17 protein-coding genes and 1 pseudogene are annotated in these 21491 nt (G+C 73.8%); 9 read left to right on the top strand and 9 right to left on the bottom strand.

Features of this window, described 5'->3' with window-relative positions; genetic code table 11:
* The 8 genes and pseudogenes from SSNG_RS44490 to SSNG_RS34745 form a co-directional block, all read right to left on the bottom strand.
* Window positions 1–325 (bottom strand): annotated as a pseudogene (locus SSNG_RS44490) (S9 family peptidase); the annotation flags it as partial.
* 67 nt (window positions 326–392) lie between these two features.
* Window positions 393–2174 carry an N-acetylglutaminylglutamine amidotransferase gene (locus tag SSNG_RS34775; protein ID WP_007268656.1) on the bottom strand — a complete coding sequence of 594 codons (1782 nt, stop codon included), beginning with the start codon at window positions 2172–2174 and terminating at the stop codon, window positions 393–395.
* A 277-nt stretch (window positions 2175–2451) separates the two neighbouring features.
* Window positions 2452–2994, bottom strand: a complete 543-nt coding sequence (locus SSNG_RS34770; protein ID WP_007268655.1) for an isochorismatase family cysteine hydrolase — start codon at window positions 2992–2994, stop codon at window positions 2452–2454.
* A 175-nt stretch (window positions 2995–3169) separates the two neighbouring features.
* On the bottom strand, window positions 3170–4144 hold the full coding sequence (locus SSNG_RS34765) for an ABC transporter substrate-binding protein (RefSeq protein ID WP_007268654.1): 975 nt from the start codon (window positions 4142–4144) through the stop codon (window positions 3170–3172).
* 1 nt (window position 4145) lies between these two features.
* A complete protein-coding gene (locus SSNG_RS34760) occupies window positions 4146–6068 on the bottom strand; it encodes an ABC transporter permease subunit (RefSeq protein WP_007268653.1) in 1923 nt (640 codons plus the stop codon).
* A gap of 206 nt (window positions 6069–6274) precedes the next feature.
* Window positions 6275–7432, bottom strand: a complete 1158-nt coding sequence (locus SSNG_RS34755) for a glycine betaine/L-proline ABC transporter ATP-binding protein (protein ID WP_007268652.1) — start codon at window positions 7430–7432, stop codon at window positions 6275–6277.
* Entirely contained in the window at window positions 7429–8964 is a 1536-nt protein-coding gene (locus SSNG_RS34750) for a GMC oxidoreductase (protein WP_007268651.1), read from the bottom strand. The genes SSNG_RS34755 and SSNG_RS34750 overlap by 4 nt, the downstream gene beginning before the upstream one ends.
* Entirely contained in the window at window positions 8961–10493 is a 1533-nt protein-coding gene (locus tag SSNG_RS34745; protein WP_007268650.1) for an aldehyde dehydrogenase family protein, read from the bottom strand. Before SSNG_RS34745 ends, SSNG_RS34750 begins: the two co-directional genes overlap by 4 nt.
* A gap of 341 nt (window positions 10494–10834) precedes the next feature.
* Between SSNG_RS34745 and SSNG_RS34740 the strand changes: the two genes are divergently transcribed.
* From SSNG_RS34740 to SSNG_RS34700, 9 genes are all read left to right on the top strand, one after another.
* A complete protein-coding gene (locus SSNG_RS34740; protein WP_007268649.1) occupies window positions 10835–12373 on the top strand; it encodes an FAD-dependent oxidoreductase in 1539 nt (512 codons plus the stop codon).
* Between the two features lie 199 nt (window positions 12374–12572).
* Window positions 12573–13397: a peptidoglycan recognition family protein gene (locus SSNG_RS34735; protein WP_128637622.1), complete on the top strand. Its 825-nt coding sequence runs from the start codon at window positions 12573–12575 to the stop codon at window positions 13395–13397.
* A 431-nt stretch (window positions 13398–13828) separates the two neighbouring features.
* Window positions 13829–14269 (top strand): VOC family protein, encoded by a 441-nt coding sequence (locus SSNG_RS34730; RefSeq protein WP_042804787.1) that lies wholly within the window; start codon window positions 13829–13831, stop codon window positions 14267–14269.
* A gap of 94 nt (window positions 14270–14363) precedes the next feature.
* A complete protein-coding gene (locus SSNG_RS44485; protein WP_050780024.1) occupies window positions 14364–15890 on the top strand; it encodes a serine/threonine-protein kinase in 1527 nt (508 codons plus the stop codon).
* Window positions 15891–15945: 55 nt separating this feature from the next.
* A complete protein-coding gene (locus tag SSNG_RS34720; RefSeq protein ID WP_007268645.1) occupies window positions 15946–16833 on the top strand; it encodes a DUF2268 domain-containing putative Zn-dependent protease in 888 nt (295 codons plus the stop codon).
* A gap of 66 nt (window positions 16834–16899) precedes the next feature.
* Complete coding sequence (locus tag SSNG_RS34715; protein ID WP_007268644.1) at window positions 16900–17475, top strand: TetR/AcrR family transcriptional regulator; 576 nt, start codon at window positions 16900–16902, stop codon at window positions 17473–17475.
* A gap of 10 nt (window positions 17476–17485) precedes the next feature.
* On the top strand, window positions 17486–17878 hold the full coding sequence (locus SSNG_RS34710) for a cupin domain-containing protein (RefSeq protein ID WP_007268643.1): 393 nt from the start codon (window positions 17486–17488) through the stop codon (window positions 17876–17878).
* Window positions 17879–17892: 14 nt separating this feature from the next.
* On the top strand, window positions 17893–18477 hold the full coding sequence (locus SSNG_RS34705) for a DUF4865 family protein (protein WP_007268642.1): 585 nt from the start codon (window positions 17893–17895) through the stop codon (window positions 18475–18477).
* Window positions 18471–19382: a phosphotriesterase gene (locus SSNG_RS34700; RefSeq protein ID WP_007268641.1), complete on the top strand. Its 912-nt coding sequence runs from the start codon at window positions 18471–18473 to the stop codon at window positions 19380–19382. The genes SSNG_RS34705 and SSNG_RS34700 overlap by 7 nt, the downstream gene beginning before the upstream one ends.
* 89 nt (window positions 19383–19471) lie before the next feature.
* Here the strand turns inward: SSNG_RS34700 and SSNG_RS34695 are convergent, their stop codons facing one another.
* Complete coding sequence (locus SSNG_RS34695; RefSeq protein WP_007268640.1) at window positions 19472–21427, bottom strand: hypothetical protein; 1956 nt, start codon at window positions 21425–21427, stop codon at window positions 19472–19474.
* Window positions 21428–21491: the final 64 nt, after the last annotated feature.

Genomic DNA, 21491 nt, shown 5'->3' with positions numbered 1-21491 from the left:
CCGAGGTGTAGGCGATCCAGCGCCCGTCGGGTGACCAGGAGACCTCGGTCACCGGCTCGGGGTCGCCGTCGAGCACGTGGGCCCCGCTCCCCCGGGCGGGCCCGCTCCACAGCTGCGGGACCCCGGCGCGGTCGCAGATGAAGGCCACGTGCTCGCCGGTGGGGTCGGCCGACGGGTACCAGCATCCGTGGGCGGCGAGCAGGGTCGGCGGGTCGGCGCCGAGGTGGTCGGGCATCCGTACCGGTACGGGCGCCGGTACGGGCGGCGGTACGGGCGCCGGCACGGGCGCCGGTACGGGCGGGGGGGCACCGCGGTCCCTGTCCATGGGGTTCGTCTGCTCCAAGGGCATGGCCACCTCTCCCAGGCTGCCGCTTCCGGGGTGTTCGCACCACTCAGTGGATGCCGTGCGCCTGGAGCCAGATCTCCAGGGACGCCACCTGCCACAGGGTGTTGGCCCCGCGTCGGGCGCGGTGGCGGTTGGGGGCCGCGAGCAGCTCGGCCACACAGTGCTCGTCGAAGATGCCGCGCCGGCGCGCTTCGGGGGAGGTCAGGGCGTCCCGTACGCGGGCCAGGACGGGGCCGGCCATGTGCCGTACGGCCGGGACGGGGAAGTAGCCCTTGGGGCGGTCGACGACCTCGCGGGGCAGGACGGTGCGTGCGATGTCCTTGAGCACGGCCTTGCCGCCCTGGGCGAGCTTCAGCTGCGGGGGACAGGCCGCCGCCAGCTCGACGAGGTCCTGGTCGAGGAAGGGCACCCTGGCCTCCAGACCCCAGGCCATCGTCATGTTGTCGACCCGCTTGACGGGGTCGTCCGGCATGAGCGCGTGCACGTCCATGCGCAGGGCCGCGTCGAGGGCGGTGTCGGCTCCGGGGGCGGCCATGTGGTCGCGTACGAAGCCGGTCGAGGTGTCGTGGCCGGGGGCGAGGTCCGGGTGGATCATGGCGGTGAGGTCGGTGTGCGTCCGGTCGAAGTACGTGCGGGCGTAGGTGTCGGCGGCGTCGGCGCGGGCGGCCGCGGCGATCCGCGGGTACCAGTGGTAGCCGGCGAACACCTCGTCGGCGCCCTGGCCGCACAGGACGACCTTGACCTCCTTGGAGACCTGTTCGGAGAGCAGGTGGAAGGCCACGGCGTCATGGCTGACCATCGGCTCGCTCATGGCCCCGATCGCGGCGTCCAGGGCGGCCGGAAGCCGGTCGGAGGCGATCAGGAACTGGCGGTGGTCGGTCGAGAACCGGCGGGCGACCAGGTCCGAGTACACGAACTCGTCGCCGGTCTCGCCGTTCTCCTCCTCGAAGCCCATGGCGAAGGTCGGGACGTCCTCGTGGCCGTCCTCGGCGAGCATCGCCACCATCAGGCTGGAGTCGAGGCCGCCCGACAGGAGGACCCCGACGGGGACGTCGGCGACGGTGCGCCGCCTCACGGCCGTGCGCAGGGCGTCGTGCACGGCCTCCCGCCAGAGCGCCGGGTCGTGTCCGAGGTCGGAGTGCCTGGTGTACGAGGGCTGCCAGTAGCAGTGGTCGTGGTGGGTGCCGTCGGGCTCGACGACGCGGACGGTGGCCGGCGGGACCTTGCGCACGCCGGCCAGGACGGTGCGGGGCGCGGCGACCGTGCCGTGCCAGCTCAGGTACTGGTGGAGCGCCACGGGGTCGATGGCGGTGTCGACTCCCCCGCCCGCCAGCAGGGCCGGCAGGGAGGAGGCGAAGCGGAGCCGGTCGCTGTCCTCGGTGACGTAGAGGGGCTTGATGCCCAGCCGGTCACGGCCCAGGACGACGCGGCCGGTGCGGTGCTCGGCCACGGCGAAGGCGAACATGCCGACGAGGTACCTGACGCAGTCCCGTCCCCACTGCGCGTACGCCTTGACGATGACCTCGGTGTCGGAGTCGGAGAAGAAGTGGTGCCCGAGCCCTTCGAGGCGGGCGCGCAGCGTTCGGTAGTTGTAGACGCAGCCGTTGAACACCACGGTGAGGCCGAGCCGGGTGTCCACCATGGGCTGGGCGCCGCGCTCCGACAGGTCGATGATCTGCAGTCTGCGGTGCCCCAGGGCCACCGCGCCCTGGGACCAGGACCCTCTGCCGTCGGGCCCGCGCGCCTCCAGCGCGTCGGTCATGCGTTCGACGGCGGCCAGGTCGGGCCGCCCGCCGTCGAAACGCACCTCTCCGGTCAGGCCGCACACGGGGCACCTCCCGTTGTCCCCGCGCCCGCGGACGCCCGTGGGGCCGCGGTCTTCGTGGAGGGGCAGGTCTCGTACACCATGCTTCTGCACTCCTTGCCGGTCGGCCTGCGCGTCTTCGCCGGTCCGACCCGGCGGTCGACTTCTCACGGCGCCTGCCCGGCGAGGGGCCTCTCATGCGGGCCCTCGACCTGGCGGGGGGCGGGCGGCACCTTCCCGGGCGGGGCGGCGGGGGTGCCAGGTCGCGCCGGAAGTGGCGCGGCACCCCAGCAAGCACCTGTCAGCCGTCGAAGACGACGTCGGCCACCGTGCAGATGTCGGCGGACATGTTGCGGCTCATCATGTGCAGGGCCGCCTCGGCCAGCTCGGCGTCGATGTGGGCGACCGCGTCGGCCGCCACGACGACGTCGAAGTGACGGATGTGGGCGTCCAGCGCCGAGTACAGCACGCACTGTTCGGTCACCTGGCCGCACAGGACGAGTCGCTCGGCCCGGAGCTCGCCGAGCAGATAGGCCAGCGGGGTCTCGTAGAAGACCGAGTGCCGCGCCTTGACCACGAAGAGGGCGTCCTCGTCGGGGGCGACCGGCTCGACCAGGCTCCGGTGGCGGCCCGCGAGGGCCGCGTCCAGGATCTCGCCGTGGTGGGAGCGCCACTGTCCGAAGTTGTCGTTCACGTAGATGACGGGCGACTCGCTGGCGCGGGCGTGCTTCAGCAGGGTGGTGATGCCGGGCAGTGCCTCGCGCACGGAGGCGACCAGGGCCTCGGCGTCCTCGTGCTCGTAGGTGTTGAGCATGTCGATCACGATGAGTGCCGTAGGGGGCATGGGAGCCGCCGCCTCTCGTCTCACGGCTCCGGTTCCCCGGGGGCCTCCACCCGGCGTACGGCGGTGGTGCCCGAGGCCGTCCACGGCCCGGGCCGGACCGTGGACTCCGGGACGGAACCGAACTCGGGGGGCGTCTGCCCGTGCGGCCGGCCCCTACACCAGGCACGGCACCGCCTCAGGGGGTGGCGGGCAGCCAGGCCTGCCAGGTGGTGCGGTTCTCCTTGACCCAGCGCGCCGCCGCCTCCCGCGGGGCCAGCTTCTCCTCGGCGATCATCAGCGCGACGTCGTTCTGCATGTCCTTCGTCCAGCGGAACCGCTTCAGGAACGCGGCCGCGTCGCCGCCGTCCTTCGCGAACCGGGCGTTGAGGAACTTCCGCAGCGGCGTGTGCGGGTACGCGCAGGCCACCTTCTCCGGGTCGGCGTCGCAGCCCTTCTCGTGACCGGGCAGCTTCACCTCCGTCATGGGCACCTTCTCGAACAGCCACTGCGGCTCGTACCAGTAGGTGAGGAAGGGCTTCCGCTCCTTGGCGAACTGCTTGATCTGCGTGATCTGGGCCGCCTCGGAGCCGGCGAACACCACCTGGAGGTCCAGGCCCAGGTTCTTCACCAGGGCCTTGTCGTGGGTGACGTACGACGGGGAGCCGTCGAGCAGCTGCCCCTTGCCGCCGCTCTCCGCGGTGCGGAGCTCGGCGGCGTACTTGTCCAGGTTCTTCCAGTCGGTGACGTCGGGGTGCTGTTCGGCGAAGTACGCCGGCACGAACCAGCCGATGTGCCCGGTGACCCCGAGGTCGCCGCCGGGGACGACGGTGCCCTTGCCGTCGATGTACCGCTCCTCCTGCTCCGGGTGTCCCCAGTCCTCCAGGATGGCGTCCACCCGGCCCTGGCTGAGCGCGTCCCAGGCGGGGACCTCGTCGATCTGCACGGTGTCCACCCGGTAGCCGAGCTCGTGTTCCAGCAGGTACTGGGCGACGGCGACGTCGGCCTGCGCGCCCACCCAGGACTGCACGGACAGGGTCACGGTCCGGGCCCCCTCGGTGTCCGAGAACGGGGAGGCCTGACGGGTCATGTCGGCGGCGCCGCAGCCGGTGAGGCCGGCGCCGACGGTCAGGGCCGCGGCGGCGGCCAGGGCGGCGATACGGGTGCGAGCCATCTCAGGCCCCCTTTCCGGTGCGGGTGCGGCGTTGCGTCGGCTGGGTGACCCGGTCGAGCACCAGGCCCAGGCAGACGATCGCGGCGCCGGCGACGAGCCCGGTCGCCAGGTCGCCCTGGGCGAGACCGAACACGGCGTCGTAGCCGAGCGCCCCGCCGCCCACCAGGCCGCCGATCACGACCACGGCCAGGACCAGGACCACGCCCTGGTTGACGGCCAGCAGCAGCGCCGGCCGGGCCAGCGGCAGCTGGACCTGGAGCAGCTGCTGGCGCCCGGTCGCCCCGAGGGACCGCGCGGACTCCATCGCGCCCGGGTCGACCGCCCGCAGGCCCTGCGCGGTGATGCGCACCACCGCGGGCAGCGCGTACACCACGGCCGCGGCGACGGCCGGGGCGCGGCCCACGCCGAACAGGGCGACCACCGGGATCAGGTAGACGAACTGGGGCAGCGTCTGGAACACGTCGAGGACGGGCCGCAGCACGCGGTCCAGGCGGCCGCCGCGCGCGGCGGCCGCGCCGAGGGCGAGGCCGAGCAGCAGGGTCGCGGCGACCGCGGCCAGCACCTGGGAGAGGGTGTCGAGGGCGGGCCCCCACACGCCGAGGACGCCGATCGCGGCCATCGCGAGGACCGCGGTGGCGGCGGTCCGCCAGGTGCCGATGAGGAGGGCGAGGGCGCCGACCGCCAGCAGGACCGACCACCAGGGCAGCCACTGCAGGCCGGAGCGGAGCGGGTTGAGGACCCCGGTGGTGAAGCGGGCGGCCCAGTCGGCGGTGCCGCCGACGACGGGCACCCCGGAGTACAGGTGCGCGGTCATCCAGTCCACGGCCCGGTTGACGGGCCCGGCGGTGTCCACGGCCCACGTGCGCGGCCAGCCGAGCCGGCCGGTGAGGTGACCGGCCGCGGCGACAGCGGCGACGACGGCGACGGCGACGGCCGACGCGAGGGCCGGTGTACGGCCGCGGCCGGCCGGGCCGGCGGCCGGAGCGGACCCGATCCGGGCGCCCGCGGCGGCGGTGACACGGTCCAGGACCACGGCGAGCAGCACGATCGGCACGCCCGCGGCGAGCGCGGCACCGACGTCCACGGAGGCCAGCGCCTGGTAGACCCGGTCGCCGAGACCGCCGGCGCCGATCACGGAGGCGATCACGGCCATGCCGAGCGCCATCATGATCGCCTGGTTCACGCCGAGCAGCAGTTCCTTCCGGGCCAGCGGCAGCCGGGCCGTCAGCAGCCGCTGCCGGCCGGTCGCTCCGAGGGAAGCGGCGGCTTCCATGACCCCCGGGTCCGCGCCGCGCAGCCCCAGTGCGGTGAGGCGGGCCATCGGCGGGGCGGCGTACACCACGGTCGCCAGGACAGCGGCCGGTACGCCGATGCCGAAGACCAGCACCACCGGCAGCAGGTAGGCGAACGCGGGCAGCACCTGCATGGTGTCGAGCACCGGGCGCAGCACCCGGTCCAGCCGGTCGGACAGGCCCGCGGCCAGCCCGAGAAGCGCACCGAGCAGTACGGACGCCAGCACGGCCACCGCCATCAGGGCCAGGGTCTGCATCGTGGGGACCCACATGCCCAGCAGCCCGCAGACGGCGAACGCGGCGACGGAGACCAGGGCGAGGCGCGTTCCCGCCAGCCGCCAGGCCAGCAGTCCGGCGGCAGCGGTCACCCCGGCCCAGCCGAGGGTGAGCAGCAGCAGGTACACGGCGCGCACGGAGACGACCACGAAGTTGCTGACGTGCCCGAGGAAGTACAGGAACAGCGGGTGGTCGTCGCGGTTGTCGATGATCCAGTCGCCGGCGCGGTCCAGCGGCACCGACACGTCCGCGGTCAGACCGCCGGGCCAGCTGCCGCCGCCGAGCAGGGCGGAGCCCAGGACGAGCAGGATCGCCGCGCCCGCACCGATCAGCAGGCCGCGCCGACGCCGGAGCAGTTCGCGCCGGCCGCGGCCGCGGCCGCGGGCACGGGCACGGGCGTCGGTCTCCGGTTCCCCGGGCGGGGGCGGGGGCGGTGGCGGGAGCGCCGGCCGCGGGCGTACGTCCGGCGGGAGCGGAGGTGGTGGCGCTCATCGGCCCCACCGCCCCGGGCAGGGGGCCCGCGTGCCGTCGCAGGGCGGCGGCCAGGTCGTATGGGAGTACATCAGGCCACCGCCCTTCCGGCCGGGGCGGGGACCCCGGCGACCACGCCCAGCAGCACCGTCTGGTCGACCACCCCCAGGCACCGGCCGTTCTCGACGACCCGGGCGGTCTCCCCGGACCGGGCGACCGCCTCGATGGCCTCGTGGACGGTGGCGCTCGGCGCCAGCGCCGGGCCGGCCGCGGCCTCGCCGTTCCGCGCCGGGCGCATCGCCGAGCGGACCGTCAGCACCTGCTCGCGCGGCACGTCCCGGACGAAGTCGCGGACGTAGTCGTCGGCGGGGGAGCCGACGATCTCCTCGGGCGTCCCGAGCTGGACGATCCGGCCGTCGCGCATCAGGGCGATCCGGTCGCCGAGCCGCAGGGCCTCGCCGAGGTCGTGGGTGATGAAGACCATGGTGCGGCCCTCCTCGCGGTGCAGGCGGACGACCTCCTCCTGCATGTCCCGCCGGATCAGCGGGTCGAGCGCGCTGAACGGCTCGTCGAACAGGAGCACTTCGGGGTCCACCGCGAGCGCGCGGGCCAGGCCCACGCGCTGCTGCTGACCGCCGGACAGCTGGCCGGGCCGCCGCCGCTCCATGCCGTGCAGCCCGACCTTCGCCACGAACTCCGCGGCGCGCTCGCGCCGTTCTCCGCGGCCCACGCCCTGGATCTCCAGGCCGTAGGCGACGTTGTCGAGGACGGTGCGGTGCGGCAGCAGGCCGAAGTGCTGGAAGACCATGGCGGCGCGGTGCCGGCGCAGTTCGCGCAGCCGGGCGGGGTCCATGGCCAGGACGTCCTCGCCGTCGATGGAGAGGGTGCCCGAGGTCGGCTCGATGAGCCGGGTCAGGCAGCGCACCAGCGTGGACTTGCCGGAACCGGACAGGCCCATCACGACGAACACCTCGCCCTTGCGGACGTCGAAGGAGACGTCGCGGACGGCGGCCGTGCAGCCGGTCCGCTCGCGCAGTGCGGCGGCGTCCAGGGACACCAGTTCCGGATCGGCGGGGATCCGCTCGGCCTTCGGCCCGAAGACCTTCCACAGGTTCCGGACGGAGAAGACGGATCCGGCGCCGGACCCGGCGTCCGATCCGGCGCCGGACCCGGCGACCAGGCCCCCGGCCGGCCGGCTCCGCGGCCGTGCCCGCGACGGGGGGTTCGACTGGCTCTCGGTCTGGCTCATCGGCCGGCACCTCCCAGCAGTTCGGCGCACTTCTCCCCGACCATCAGCACACCGATCATCGGGTTCACGGCGGTCATGGTCGGGAAGACGGACGCGTCGGCGATCCGGATGCCCGACAGGCCACGGATCCTCAGATCGGGTGTGACGACGGCGAGCGGGTCGTCCGCGGCACCCATCCGGCAGGTCCCGGCCGGGTGGTACACGGTGTGCGCGACCTGCCGGGCGTACGCGCTGAGCTCCTCGTCGGAGGTGACCTCCGGCCCCGGGCAGACCTCGCGCTTCAGCCAGCCGGCCAGCGGCTCGGCCGCCGCGATCCGCCGGGCGATCCGGATGCCGTCGACCAGGGTCCGGCCGTCGTAGTCGTCCTCGTCGGTGAAGTACCGGAAGTCCAGCGCCGGCTTGACCTCGGGGTCGGCACTGGTCAGGTAGAGCCGGCCACGGCTGCGCGGCTTGGGGATGTTCGGGGTCATCGACACGCCGTGGGCGGGGCGTTCGTAGCCCAGCCGCTCCGGGTTGTCGGTGAACGGCACCTGGTAGAAGTGGAACATCAGGTCCGGCCCCTGGGCCGCCGGGTCCCGGCGGACGAACAGCCCTGCGTCCGAGTCCATCGCCGAGTTCTGCGGTATCGGACCGTTCGTCTCCCACACGATGACCGACTCCGGGTGGTCGAGGAGGTTCTCACCCACCCCCGGCAGGTCGTGCACGACCGGGATGCCCAGCTCCTCCAGGTCCGGCCGCGGTCCGATGCCCGAGTGCAGCAGCAGCCGCGGCGAGTCCACGGCGCCGGCGCACACCAGCACCTCGCGCCGGGCCCGCACCAGGTGCTCCCGGCCGTCGGCGGTGCGCACGTGCACTCCGGTGGCCCGGGTTCCCTCCAGCTCCAGCCGGAAGGCCCACGTCTCCAGGGCGATGTGCAGGTTCGGCCGGTCCAGGAAGGGGTGCAGGTAGGCGACCGACGCGGAGGACCGCTTGTTGTCCTCCGGGTGGTAGGCCAGGTCGAAGAAGCCGACCCCCTCGTGGAAGGCGCCCTGGTTGAACCCCTCGACCCGGGGGACGCCCAGGGCGTCCTGCGCCGCTTCCACGAAGTCCCGGGCGATGGCGTTCCGGTCGTCCTCGTGTACCGGGACGATGTTGTTGCGGAGCCGGTCGAAGTACGGGTCCATGGAGGCCGCGTCCCAGCCCTCGGCCCCGGCCTCGGCCCACTCGTCCCAGTCGGAGGGGAGCGGCTTGAACGAGATGAGCGTGTTGTGCGAGGAACAGCCGCCCAGCACCCGGGCCCGGCTGTGCCGGATGTGGGAGTTGCCGCGGGGCTGCCGGGTGGTGGGGTAGTCGTAGTCCAGTTCGCCGCCGAGCAGTCCCGTCCACCGGCGCAGGGTCAGGACGTCCTCGCGGCCGACGTCGCTGGGTCCGCCCTCGATGACGGCCACGCTGACCTCGGGGTCCTCGGTCAGCCTGGAGGCGATCACGGAACCGGCGGTCCCGCCGCCGACGACGACGTAGTCGTACACCTGCTGGTCGTGCTGGTGGTTCATGCCCGGTCCTTCTGGTGCTCGGCGCGTACGGCGTCGTCCTGTCCGCCGGCGAACCACCGGACGGGACGCGGGGAGAGGTTGCGGTAGACGTGCTTGGCCTCGCGGTACTCGGCCAGGCCGGTGGGGCCCAGTTCGCGTCCGATGCCGGACTTGCCGAAGCCGCCCCATTCGGCCTGCGGCAGGTACGGGTGGAAGTCGTTGATCCACACGGTGCCGTGGCGCAGCAGCCCGGCCACCCGCGCGGCCCGGTCCTCGTCGGAGGTCCACACGGCGCCGGCCAGGCCGTACTCGGTGTCGTTGCCGAGGGTGACGGCCTCCTCCTCGGTGCGGAAGGTCTCGACGGTCAGGACCGGGCCGAAGACCTCCTCGCGGACCACGCGCATGCCGCGGTGGCAGCGGTCGAGGACGGTGGGCCGGTAGAAGAAGCCGGGCCCTTCCGGCCGCACCCCGCCCGCGCGGAGCACCGCGCCTTCAGCCAGGGCGGAGGCGACGTACTCCTCGGTCCGCTCCCGCTGGGCGGCCGATACCAGCGGCCCGCACTCGACGCCGGGGTCGGTGCCGCGGCCCAGCCGGATCAGCTCGGCCCGCCGGGCCAGTTCGGCGACGAACCGTTCCCGCAGCGGCTCCTCGACGATGAGGCGGGAGCCGGCCGAGCAGACCTGGCCGCTGTGGATGAACGCGGCGTTGAGGGCCTGGTCGACGGCGGTGTCGAAGCCCTCGGGGGTGGCGCAGGCGTCCGCGAAGACGATGTTGGGGTTCTTGCCGCCCAGTTCGAGCGCGACCTTCTTGACGCTGTCGGCCGCCGCCCGCGCGACCTTGGTGCCGCTGACGAGTCCGCCGGTGAACGAGACCAGGTCGACGTCGGGGTGCTCGGCGAGCCGCGCGCCCACGGTGTGGCCGGGGCCGGTGACGATGTTGGCGGCGCCGAGCGGGAGCCCGGCCTCCAGCAGCAGCTCGACCAGGGCGACCGTGCTCAGCGGGGTGATCTCGCTGGGCTTGACGACGAAGGTGTTGCCGGCGGCGAGGGCCGGCGCGATCTTCCAGCTGGCCTGGAGGAGCGGGTAGTTCCACGGGGTGATCAGCGCGCACACGCCCACGGGCTCGGGGACGACCACGCTGTGCACGTCCGGCGAACCGGCGTCGACGACGCGCGCCGCGCTCTCCTTCTCCACCAGGTCGGCGAAGTAGCGGAAGGCGTCGCGCACGCAGTCGACGTCGGTGCGGCCCTCCTCCAGCGTCTTGCCCGCGTCCCGGCTCTCCAGGGCGCCGATCCGCTCCCGGTCGCGTTCCAGCAGGTCGGCGACCCGGCGCAGGAGGGCGGCGCGGGCGGGGACCGGCGTGCGGGGCCAGGCGCCCGCGTCGAAGGCGGCGCGGGCGGCGGCGACCGCGTCGTCGGCGTCCGGGAACCCGCCCTCCGCGACGACCGCGAAGGCGGTGGCGTCGGCGGGGTCGATGATCTGGCGGGTGTCTCCGGAGAGTGATGCCCGCCACTCGCCGCCCACGTGGATGGTCTGTTGTGCTGCGGTCACGTCGGGTGTTGCCTTTCGTTCCTTCGGGCCCCCCGCTGGTCACCCGGAGAACCGGGGCGACCAGCCGGCCGCCCGGGAGGGCGGGTGCCCCCGGCCCCCGGAAGCATGTGGAAAGCACGACGGAGAGTGATCCACTTCACGGGCCATATCTGCGCGGAATGGGACATTCGGCACGAATGGCTAGCACGGTGTCATGCCGGGCGGGCGCCTGGCGGTTCCTGCTGCTCGCCGCCGCGCATGCGTGTCGGTGCCTTGTCGGTGGGATGTCGGAGGGGGCTGGCACCGTTCGAGAGGTCCGGCCGGATGACCGTCCGGCTCGGCGTTCGAGGAGGGGATCTCTCGTGCATGACGTAGTGATCGTGGGAGCCGGTCCGGTGGGCCTGGCCCTGGCGTGCGAGCTCGGCCTCGCGGGCTGTTCGGTAGTGGTGCTCGAACGGGAGCCGGGGCCCGGCTCCCCGTTACGGTCGGCCCCGCTCGGCAGGCGTGGGCTGTCCGCCGCATCGGTGGAGGCGTTCTACCGGCGCGGGTTGCTGGAACCGCTGATGACGGCGTCGGGGGTTCAGGAGGTGTTCGGTGCGGCCCCCGGAGGGGGTGCGTCGACAGGCCCCCGGTTCGTCGGCCACTTCGCCGGCATGATGCTCGACGGCGACCGGGTCGACGTCGCCGCCCTCCCGTTCCGGCTTCCCGGCCCGGCGCCCGAAGCCGTGATGACGGACCTCGAAGCGGTCGAGACGGTGCTGTCCGGGCAGGCGTCCAAGCTCGGCGTGGAGATCAGGCGCGGCGTCAGGGTCTCGGCCGTCTCCCAGAACGGGGAGAGCGTGGTCGCACGAGCCGGCGCGGACGCGTACGAGGCGCGCTGGCTGGTCGGCTGCGACGGCGGACGCAGTACGGTGCGCGGGCTCGCCGGCTTCGAATTCGTCGGCACCGAGCCGCAGTTCACCGGGTACACGCTGCAAGCCACTCTCGCCGATGCCGAGAGGCTGCGCCCCGGGTTCCACCTCACGCCGACGGGCATGTACCTCCGGATGCCCACCGACGGGCACATCGCCATGACGGACTTCGACGGCGGTGCGTTCGACCGTTCACAGCCGCTGACCCGCGACCATCTCCAGGCGGTCCTGCGCCGCGTGTCCGGCATCGACGTGACGATCGGGGAGGTCCACATCGCCTCCAGCTTCACCGATCGGGCGATGCAGACGACGTCCTACCGGCGGGGACGCGTCCTGCTCGCGGGCGACGCCGCCCACATCCACTCCCCCCTCGGCGGCCAGGGGCTGAACACCGGCATCGGTGACGCCGTGAACCTGGGATGGAAGCTCGCGGCGACCGTGCACGGGTACGCGCCGGACGGACTCCTCGACACCTACGCCGACGAGCGCCATCCGATCGGTGCGGCGGTGCTCGACTGGTCGCGCGCCCAGGTGGCGACCATGAGGCCGGAACCGCACGCCCAGGCGATCCAGGCAGTGGTCCGCGAGCTCATCGGGACCCGTGACGGTGCGACCTACGTGTTCGAGAGGCTGTCGGGATCGTGGATCCGGTACGACCTCGGCAGTGAGCATCCGCTGGTGGGCCGCAGCGCCCCCGACTTCCGTTTCGAGGACGGCGGTCGCCTCGGCGACCTCATGGAGGACGGACGGGCCGTCGTGCTCGATTTCACCACCGACCGGCGCCTGCGCGCTTGCGTGACCGGCTGGGAGGGCCGGATACGGTACGCGGCCGGGAGGGCGGGGAACGACTTCGGGCTGGGTGCCGTGCTGGTGCGGCCGGACGGCGTGGTCGCCTGGGCCGGTGATCGTCACCCCGATGGCGAGGAGTTCGAGCAGGCGATGCGCCGTTGGTTCGGCGCTCCGGCCCCGGCCGGCTCACCGGCGGGGTGACCCTGGCGGGGTGATCCCGGTCGGGGGGGATACCGGCGGGGTGATACCGGCGGGATGATCCCGGTCCTGGCGGCCGGGGCGCTCGTTTGGCTCGGGAAGGGATGCGGGGAAGTGGCCCCTCGGCGCGCCTGTGTGCCTTGCGGGGCGGGCTGCCCTTCGATGGGGTGCCCACCCCACCCCCACCGGAACAGGCGGTTTCATGACGTCCCCCTTCTTGAGGCTCTCCCGCCGCAGCGTGTTCTCCGCCGCGCTCGTGCTCGGAGCCGCCACCGTCCTGCCCGCCGCCACCGGCGCGGCCCGCGCCGCCGCCGGCTCCCGGCGGTCCGGGGGGTGGGACGGGGCCACCGAGCCCCGGATCACCGACTGCGACGGCTGGGGGGCCCGCGAGGCGTCCGAGGAGGTGGTGGTCCTCGACACGCGCCCCGAGCGGATCATCGTGCACCACACGGCCTCGGCCAACGTGACCGACTACTCGCGGGAGCGGGCCCACGCGCTGGCCCGGGCGATCCAGAGGTTCCACATGGACACGCAGGGCTGGATCGACACGGGCCAGCACTTCACCGTCAGCCGGGGCGCCTTCGTCCTGGAGGGCCGCCACCACAGCCTGGCCGCACTGGAGTCCGGCGACCGGCTGGTGCGGGGCGCCCACTGCGTGGGGCAGAACAGCGTGGCCATCGGCATCGAGAACGAGGGCACGTACACGACCGCGGAGCCTCCCGCGGCGCAGTTCTCCGCCCTCGCCGACCTGTGCGCCCAGGTCTGCCGCCAGTACGAGGTCTCCCCGTCCGAGATCTACGGGCACCGGGACTTCAACAGCACCGCCTGTCCCGGCGACCGGCTCTACGCGATGCTGCCGCGGCTGCGCGAGGACGTGGCCCGGAGGCTGGGGAGCGCCCAGCCGGTGGGGCTGCCGCGCTGGCCGGTGAACCTGCCCGTCGACTGGTCCGCCGACCCTGTGGCCGCGGCCCGGTCCCTCGCGGAGTACCTCCCGCCGGGCCTCCTCGACCCGGTCCGGACCCGCTGACGCCCCGTCCGGGGACCGGCCGCGGTCTAGGGCCTGTCGTCAAACTCCCGTCGTCGCCCGGAGGGCGGCCCCGCGGCGTCTGGTGCGTGCTCTCGGTGCGCCGGGCGGAAGCCCGCGTACTGGACGTACTTGGCTTTCGCCCGGTGCGGCGAGAGCGCGTGCCAGGCGTCGCGGGGCAGACGGGAGTTTGACGACAGGCCCGAGGGCCCGTCTGACCATTCGCGCCGGCCTGGAACGCGGTCCGCCACTTCAGCGCCTCGGAGCCGAGTACCCCTCGGCTGCGGTGCCGGGTGGGATGAAGTACGGGGCGTCGTCCGTATGGCTCGCCCCGGAGTTCCTCCGACCGCGGATGCCGGTAGCGTGCCGTGAGCTCCGTCCCCCGGGCGCAGGTGGGCCGCGACCGGCCCCGCGAAGAGAAGGCAGTGGTCGGCATGGCGATTCAGAGGATGGACAACGTCGGCATCGTCGTCGAGGACATGGACGCCGCCGTCGCGTTCTTCGTGGAACTCGGTATGGAGCTGGAGGGCAGGGCGGAGGTCGAGGGCCTCTTCGCCGACCAGTGCACCGGCCTCGACGACGTCCACTGCGACATCGCGATGCTCCGCACGCCGGACGGCCACAGCCGACTCGAACTGGCGAAGTACCGCAACCCCGCGGTGATCGTTGACGGGCCGCGCAAGCGGCCGCACAACATCCTGGGCACGCACCGCGTCATGTTCGCCGTCGACGACCTCGCGGACACCCTCGCCCGCCTGCGCCCGCACGGTGCCGAGCTCGTCGGCGAGGTCGCCCGGTTCGAGGACAGCTACCTGCTCTGCTACGTCCACGGCCCCGAGGGCGTCATCGTCGGACTGGCCGAACAACTGCGCTGAGGAGGAGACGGAGGCGGGCCGGGAGCCTGCCGGCCCGCCCCGCAGGGGCAGGGGGCGTTGGTCCGGCCGGATGCGTTGGGTTAGGTTCCCGGTCGTGACTGACGATCGCGGACGACTGCTGGCCGGCCGGTACCGGCTGGCCGAACTGCTCGGCCAGGGCGGCATGGGGACCGTCTGGCGGGCCCACGACGAGCAACTCGGCCGGGAGGTCGCGCTCAAGGAACTCCGGCTCCCCGACGACCTCGACGCTTCCCGGAAGCAGGCGTGGATCGCCCGGCTGGACCGCGAGGCACGTGCGGCCGCCCGGCTGAAACACCCGGGGGTGATCACCGTCCACGACCGGATAGCCGACGAGGACGGCCGGCCGTGGATCGTGATGGAGCTCGTCCGCGGCCGCTCCCTGGACGACCTCGTCAAGGAGGACGGCCCGCTCCCGCCCGCCCGCGTGGCCGTGATCGGCCGGCAGGTTCTGGACGCGTTGCGCGCCGTGCACGCGACGGGCGTGGTCCACCGGGACATCAAGCCCGCCAACGTGCTGCTCGAAGGCGACCGGGTGGTGCTGACCGACTTCGGGATCGCGACCGTGGAGGGCGAGCCGGGTCTGACCCGCTCGGGGGCGCTCATGGGGACCCCGGTGTACATGTCCCCCGAGCAGATGCGCGGTCTCCCGCCGACCGCCGAATCCGACCTGTGGTCCCTTGGCGTGACGCTGTACACCGCCGTGGAGGGACATCCTCCGTTCAACGGCTCCGGCTCCTGGGCCGTCTTCGCCGCCGTGGCCACGGAGGATCCCGCCCCCGCCGTCCGCGCGGGGGAGCTCGGCCCCGTGCTGACGGGACTGCTCCGCAAGGACCCGGCGCAGCGCCTCACCGCCGAGGAGGCGTACGCGCTGCTCGCCGGACCGGCGGGCGAGCCCGAGCCCTCCCCGCCGGGCCCCTCGGGCACGCTGCCGTTGGGGGCGGCCGTGCCGCCGGGGGCCGGGCGCGCGGCGGCTCCGGGCCACGGCCCCGGCCGCGCTGCCGCGCGCGGGCGCTACGTACTGGGCGGCTTGGCGGTGGTCGTGGCCGTCCTGGTCGCGATCCCCTGGTGGTTACCGGAATCCGGAGCCTCCGACGACGGCGCCGGCCCCACGCGCTCGACCGGGGCCGACGCGCCCGCCCAGCCGTCCCGGCCGCCGTCCTCCCCCCTTGCCGAACCCACCCCGTCCGCCGCCAAATCCAGCCCCAGCCCCAGCCCCAGCTCCAGCCCCAGCCCCAGGGCCACACCGACTCCCACGCCCGTGCCGACACCCACGCCCCTCGACCGCCAGGCCATCGAGCGCGTCTTCACCCTCTACATGAACGGGCTCGCCGACCACGACATGACGTCGTTGCGCCGAGGCACGTGCCCCCGGCTCCGTTCGACCCTGCTCGGGTTCGCCCTCAACGGATACTTCGTGGACCGCTGGGAGCTCCAGCACTACGAGGTCCCGCCGGGCAGGAACGAGCTCAGCGTGGAGGCGAGGATCACCCGGCGCGACCCCGAAACCGGTGCGCTCGCAGGTGACGTCCTCAATCAATGGATCATCGAGAGAGCCGCGGACCAGCAGTACTACGTATGCGGCTGGCTCAACGGGGAATGACGCGCGTCCCCGGAACTTGATCCTCACGTAGGGGGAGGTCCTACCGTCCCGTGTCATGAAGATCATCGTTCATGACACGGCGTCCGCCATGCTCGATCTCCTGCAGCGCCCGCTGGAGGAACGGCCCGACGCCCTGCGCGAGATGCTCAGCCCCCTGCAGAGCGCCATGTCCGCGATCGGTGACCTGGACATGGTCCAGATGCACCAGGCCGGCAGTGGGTTCCGGATCGACGTGGAGGATGCGCGCTACCTGACGGCCCTTCGGCAGATGCAGGACGCCCGGGTGTGGAGCCGGATGGAGGACTGCCTGGCCGCGGCGTGGAGGCGGCTGAGCGCAGCGGTGCCCGGGATCGAGGCCGCCGAGACCGTGCACGTCGTCCTTGCCCTGGGTGACCCGGACGACGAGCTGCTGACGGTCCGCAACGGGGGCTACTTCGGAATGGGTGGCATACCGGGGGCGATCCAGTTGACGATGTGGCCCACCCCGACCAGCCTCGCCAAGATCGGGTACGCCGCCGCGCACGAGCTCCACCACAACGTGCGCTACGCCAACGTGGTCTGGGACCCGGCCACCGTCACGGTAGGCGAGCAGGTGGTGGCCGAGGGACTGGCCGAGGCGTTCGTACGCGAGGTGGCCGGTGAGGACGCGATGGGGCCTTGGGCGACGAGGCTGTCCGGCCGGGAGCTGGAGCAGGCACAGGCGAAGGTCACGGCGGCGATCGACGTGGCCGGGATGTGGAACCTGCCCCCGTACGTGTACGGCGACGCCACCGCCCGCCGTATGGGCTGCGAGCCCGTCGGGCTGCCCGACGCCGCCGGATACGCGGCCGGCCTGCGCATCGTCGACGCCCACCTCGCGGCCTCCGGGCTGACCGCCGCACAGAGCACCGCCCTGCCCGCCCGCGACATCCTCGCGAACGCGGGCGTGCCGACCAGCGCCTGACCCCCGGCACGACCGTACGACGGCACGGCCTCACGGCGTCCCTGCTCGACTTCTGTACCTACTGGTATGTACAGTCCTCGTATGAGCACTCAGGACCGGCTGATCGAGTCCACCCGCGAACTGCTCTGGGAGCGCGGCTACGTGGGCACCAGCCCCAAGGCGATCCTGGAGCGCGCGGGCGTGGGCCAGGGCAGCATGTACCACCACTTCCAGGGCAAGCCCGACCTCGCGCTGGCCGCGATCCGCCGCACCTGCGAGGAACTGCGCGCCTCCGCGCAGAGCGCGCTGGACGGGCCCGGGTCACCGTACGAGCGGATCCGGGCCTATCTGGAGCGCGAACGCGACGTGCTGCGCGGCTGCCCCGTGGGCCGCCTGACCATGGACCCGGACGTGGTCGCCAGCGACGATCTGCGGGCGCCGGTGGAGGAGACGATCGCCTGGCTGCGTGAGCAGCTCGTCCGCATCGTCGAAGCGGGCCAGGAACAGGGCCAGTTCGCCCGCTCCCTCGACGCGCGGGAGATCGCCGCGACGGTCCTCGCCACGGTGCAGGGGGGCTACGTCCTGGCCCGCGCGTCGGGCTCGCCCGCGGCCTTCGACTCGGGGGTACGCGGGCTGCTCTCCCTTCTTCGACCCGCATCCTGAGGAGTTCCCCGTGCACATCACGACAAGGCGCCCCGACACCCGGCAGGGCCCGGCGGAGCACTTCACGGGCACGGTGTGGCTGGACGAGATAGCCGCCCCGGAGTCACCGTCCCGGCTGCGGATGTTCAGCGTGCACTTCGCCCCCGGCGCGCACACCGCCTGGCACCGCCATCCGCACGGCCAGGTCCTGCACGTCCTGGAGGGCGAAGGACTGGTCCAGCGCGAGGGCGGTGACGTCACCGCGATCCGGGCCGGCGACACCGTGTGGATCGAGCCCGGCGAACGGCACTGGCACGGCGCCGCTCCCGGCACCTTCATGACGCATCTCGCCGTCGTGGAGGCGGCTGAGGACGGCTCGACCGTCGAGTGGCACGAACACGTCGTGGACCACTACCCCGCTTGAGGACGGAGCTCACGTTGCACGCCATGCAGTACGAGATGACCCTGCCCGCCGACTACGACATGGACATCATCCGCGACCGAGTCGCCCGCCTCGGGCACGCCCTCGACGACTGGGACGGCCTCGGCTTCAAGGCGTACCTGATGCGCGAGCGCGGGGTACACGGTTCGCCGGTCAACCAGTACGCGCCGTTCTACCTCTGGAACACCATGGAGGGGATGAACACCTTCCTGTGGGGAGGCGCCTTCCAGGGGCCCGTCAACGACTTCGGGCGGCCGGACGTGCGGCAGTGGACGGGCCTGGCCTACGAGGAGGGCACCGCGGCCGGCTCCCCCGCCGTCGCCGCCGTGCGCCGGCGGCAGCGGGTCCCGCAGGACGTGCCGCTGTCCGAGTTCATGGAGGACGCGGTGCGCGAAGCGGGGCGGCTCGCCTCGCGGGAAGGCGCCGTACTCGCCGCGGCCGCCGTCGACTCGCACCGCTGGGAGCTGGTCCACTTCTCGCTCTGGGACCACCACGCGCCCAAGGCCTCCGGCGACGTCTTCCAGGTGTTGCACGTGTCGGCACCCGGAAGGCCCGCACTGCCGCGCGGACGGCAGTGGTAGAGCGCGTCCGCACGGTGCTCGCAGACGTGCACCCCGACGACCTGGGCGTGTGCGACGCCCACGACCACCTCTTCCTCCGCAGCCCGAAGCTGCCGGGCCGGGAACTGGACGACGTCCCGGCCGCACGCTCCGAACTGGCCGCGTTCCGCGCCGCCGGCGGTGCGAGCGTCATCCAGTGGACCCCGTACGGCATGGGACGGCGGACCGCGGACCTGCCGGCCCTGTCCCGCGCGGCCGGGGTGCACGTGGTGTGCGCGACCGGGCTGCACCAAGCCGTCCACTACGACCCGGAGTTCCTCGACGCGCTGCGCGGCGGACTCTGCGAGCTCTTCGTCTGCGAACTGACCGCGGGCATCGGCGCGTCGGGCGTCCGCGCCGGGATCGTCAAGGTCGCGGGCGGCTTCCACGGCCTCGACGCGCACGCCCGATGGACGATGGCCGCCGCGGCCGAGGCGCACCACCAGACCGGTGCGCCCATAGCCGTCCACCTGGAGCACGGCACGGGCGCACTCGACGTGATCGACCTGCTCTGTGACGAGCTGGAGGTCCCGCCTCACCGGGTGGTCCTCGGGCACCTCAACCGCTCCCCGGACGGGGTGGTGCAGCGCCAGGCCGCGGAGGCGGGCTGCTATCTGGCCTTCGACGGGCCCTCGCTCGCCCATCACGCCACCGACTGGCGGATGCCCGACGCGGTGAGGGCGCTGGCCGATGCGGGCTTCGGACACCGGCTGCTGCTCGGCGGGGACACCGTCGTCTCCGGGGCGCGGTCGGTCGACGGCGGCCCCGGGATGCCGTACCTGCTGCGCCGGGTGAGACCCCGGCTGGTGGCCGCCCTGGGTGCGGAGCTGGTGGGTCACCTCCTCACGCGGAACCCCGCGCGTGCCTTCGCCGTCGACTGGCCCTGAGCCGGTCGGTTCGGCGCGGCCGTCACTCCGGGGTCCGACGCGGCACCCGGCTGATCGCTGTGACCTCGATCCGGATCGATGCGTCGGGGTCACGCCGTCGGGGCCGCGCTGCCGGGTGGCGGAGTCCGGCGCAGGGCGGCCACGGCTTCCGCGGCCGCGGCCAGGAGGCGCTGGAGGACGGGGACCGGGATCGCCGGGTTGGTGACCGCCTCGCCCGCCGTGTCGCGGTCGTGCAGCAGCCCGGCGAGGACGCGGGCCGGCAGCCGCGGATGGCGCACCGCGCTCGCGCGGACGGCGGCCTCCGGGTCGTTCAGCAGCCGCACCGCGTCGGCCGGTGACAGCCGGGGGTCCTCGGCCGCGCGCCGGCGCACCTCGGCCTCCGGGTCGCGGGCCAGACGTGCGACGTCGGCGGGCGTGGACCGGGGGTCGTCCAGGGCCAGGCGGCGCATCCGGCCGGCGGGGTCGCCGGCATGGCGCAGCAGGCCGGTGCGGGGGAAGTTGGGGTGGCTGCGGGGGCGGTCGGGGTGGCTGAAGCTGCCGTCCCACCAGCGCCAGACCTCCAGCAGCAGCTCGGCCGGAGCGTCGTCGCAGGATTCGGCGAGGAAGAGGCGGACCGGCCGGTCCTCGTCCCGCGCCAGGCGCTGCACGACGTCCGCGGGAAGGTGCCGGGCACGGGCCACGCTGCGGCGGACGAGTGGATGGGACGACGCGGCGAGGCGGCGCATCGCGTCGGCGTCGCCGTGCAGGCGCTCCACCCAGGGCAGGGGGTACGACATCCGGGCCGGGTCGAAGTCGTGGCGCACCGCGGCGCGCTGCTCTTCGTCGAGGTCGGGCCACAGAGCCACCTCCGAGCGGACGTCCTCGTCGGGGTCTTCCGCCAGGACGGCGACGCCGAGGGGGCCGAGCCGCGGGTTGGCGGCCAGCGTACGGCGTTCCTCCGTGGTGCCGTGCCGGACCAGCTCCGCCTCCAGGTCGCGTTCCAGCCGGCACTCTCCGAGCGCGCGCCGGGGCTCGGGCAGGGCCGCGTGGACCTCGCGGGGCATGGGGGTGCCGGTGTGGTGGGCGAGCAGCGCCTCCGTACGCACCAAGTCGTCGGTGTCGGCCAGCAGCCGGTCCCGCAGCGGTGGGGGGAGTTCCTCCCACCGGGCGCAGGCGGCCGCCCGTATGCGGGGGTCGGGGTCGGCCGCGAGGCCCGGGAGGCGGTGGGCGGGGAGCCCGGGGAGTTCGGCGGCCGAGGCACGGGAGGGGCCGGCGAGCAGCTCGTCGTACAGGTCGTCGGGGAGTTCGGCACCCCATGCGCGGGCACGCTCGGCGTGCAGCACGCGTCGCGCCGGCGACGGCTCGGCGCGCACCAGGCGGACCCACTGGTCGGAGGTGAGCTTGGGGCGGAAGGTTTCTGCGGGCGTGGACCGGACCCGGGGATCGGGGTGCGCCACGGCGGCGTCGAGGACGGCGGGCCGGTCGCACCCGTGCAGGAAGCCCTCCTCCACGTCCAGCAGCCGGATCAGCAGGTCGTCCGGGGCGGCCGGGTTGGACCCGATCCACTCCGCCCAGTGGAGGGGCAGAGCAGGCCGGCCGGGCACCGCCGCCCACACCTCGGCGCGCTCGTCCTCCGTCTCGCGTCCGGCGGCCGCGGCGGCCTCCTCCAGCCGTTCCGGCAGCCGGTCGAGGGCCGTCACACGGGGGCCGTCCGCGCCGGGCACCTCCGCGAGGAGCACCTGCCCGTCGAGGGAGAGCGCCACGAACCCGGGGCCGCCGGTCAGCCGCGGCACACCGCTGCCGGCGGAGCGGACCCGGGTCCACCAGGAGTCGTTGCCGCCGATCCGGTGTCCGAGTACGGCCACCAGGAACTCGCCGTCGGCATCCGCGAGGCGGCGCCACCACGCGTCGTCGAGCGCCTCCCGGACGGCGCCGGCCGGCGCCGCGGTCCCGCGCGCGATGCGCCAGGCGGCCTCCGGCGGGAAGAGGCTGCCGGGGCGCACGTCCTCGACGACGGTGAGGCCGGTGCGGGGGAGGAAGGTGTGGAGCGGCTCTCGGTTGGGCACGCGGTCATGATCCCCTGCGCCCCGTGCGACGGCCAACCCGGTACCCGCGGCGTTCCGCCGGGGC

The sequence above is a fragment of the Streptomyces sp. C genome, from assembly GCF_000158895.1.
In the GTDB taxonomy this organism is placed as follows: Bacteria; Actinomycetota; Actinomycetes; order Streptomycetales; family Streptomycetaceae; genus Streptomyces; species Streptomyces racemochromogenes.
The sequence above is the reverse complement of the archived record's forward strand: the minus strand, read 5'-3'. Positions and strand labels throughout refer to the sequence as shown.

Excerpts from the sequence above, each read along its gene's own strand:
- SSNG_RS34770 (WP_007268655.1), bottom strand. The coding sequence starts at position 2,994 with ATGCCCCCTACGGCACTCATCGTGATCGACATGCTCAACACCTACGAG.
- SSNG_RS34765 (WP_007268654.1), bottom strand. The coding sequence starts at position 4,144 with ATGGCTCGCACCCGTATCGCCGCCCTGGCCGCCGCCGCGGCCCTGACC.
- SSNG_RS34755 (WP_007268652.1), bottom strand. The coding sequence starts at position 7,432 with ATGAGCCAGACCGAGAGCCAGTCGAACCCCCCGTCGCGGGCACGGCCG.
- SSNG_RS34750 (WP_007268651.1), bottom strand. The coding sequence starts at position 8,964 with ATGAACCACCAGCACGACCAGCAGGTGTACGACTACGTCGTCGTCGGC.
- SSNG_RS34735 (WP_128637622.1), top strand. The coding sequence starts at position 12,573 with ATGACGTCCCCCTTCTTGAGGCTCTCCCGCCGCAGCGTGTTCTCCGCC.
- SSNG_RS34730 (WP_042804787.1), top strand. The coding sequence starts at position 13,829 with ATGGCGATTCAGAGGATGGACAACGTCGGCATCGTCGTCGAGGACATG.
- SSNG_RS34720 (WP_007268645.1), top strand. The coding sequence starts at position 15,946 with ATGAAGATCATCGTTCATGACACGGCGTCCGCCATGCTCGATCTCCTG.
- SSNG_RS34715 (WP_007268644.1), top strand. The coding sequence starts at position 16,900 with ATGTACAGTCCTCGTATGAGCACTCAGGACCGGCTGATCGAGTCCACC.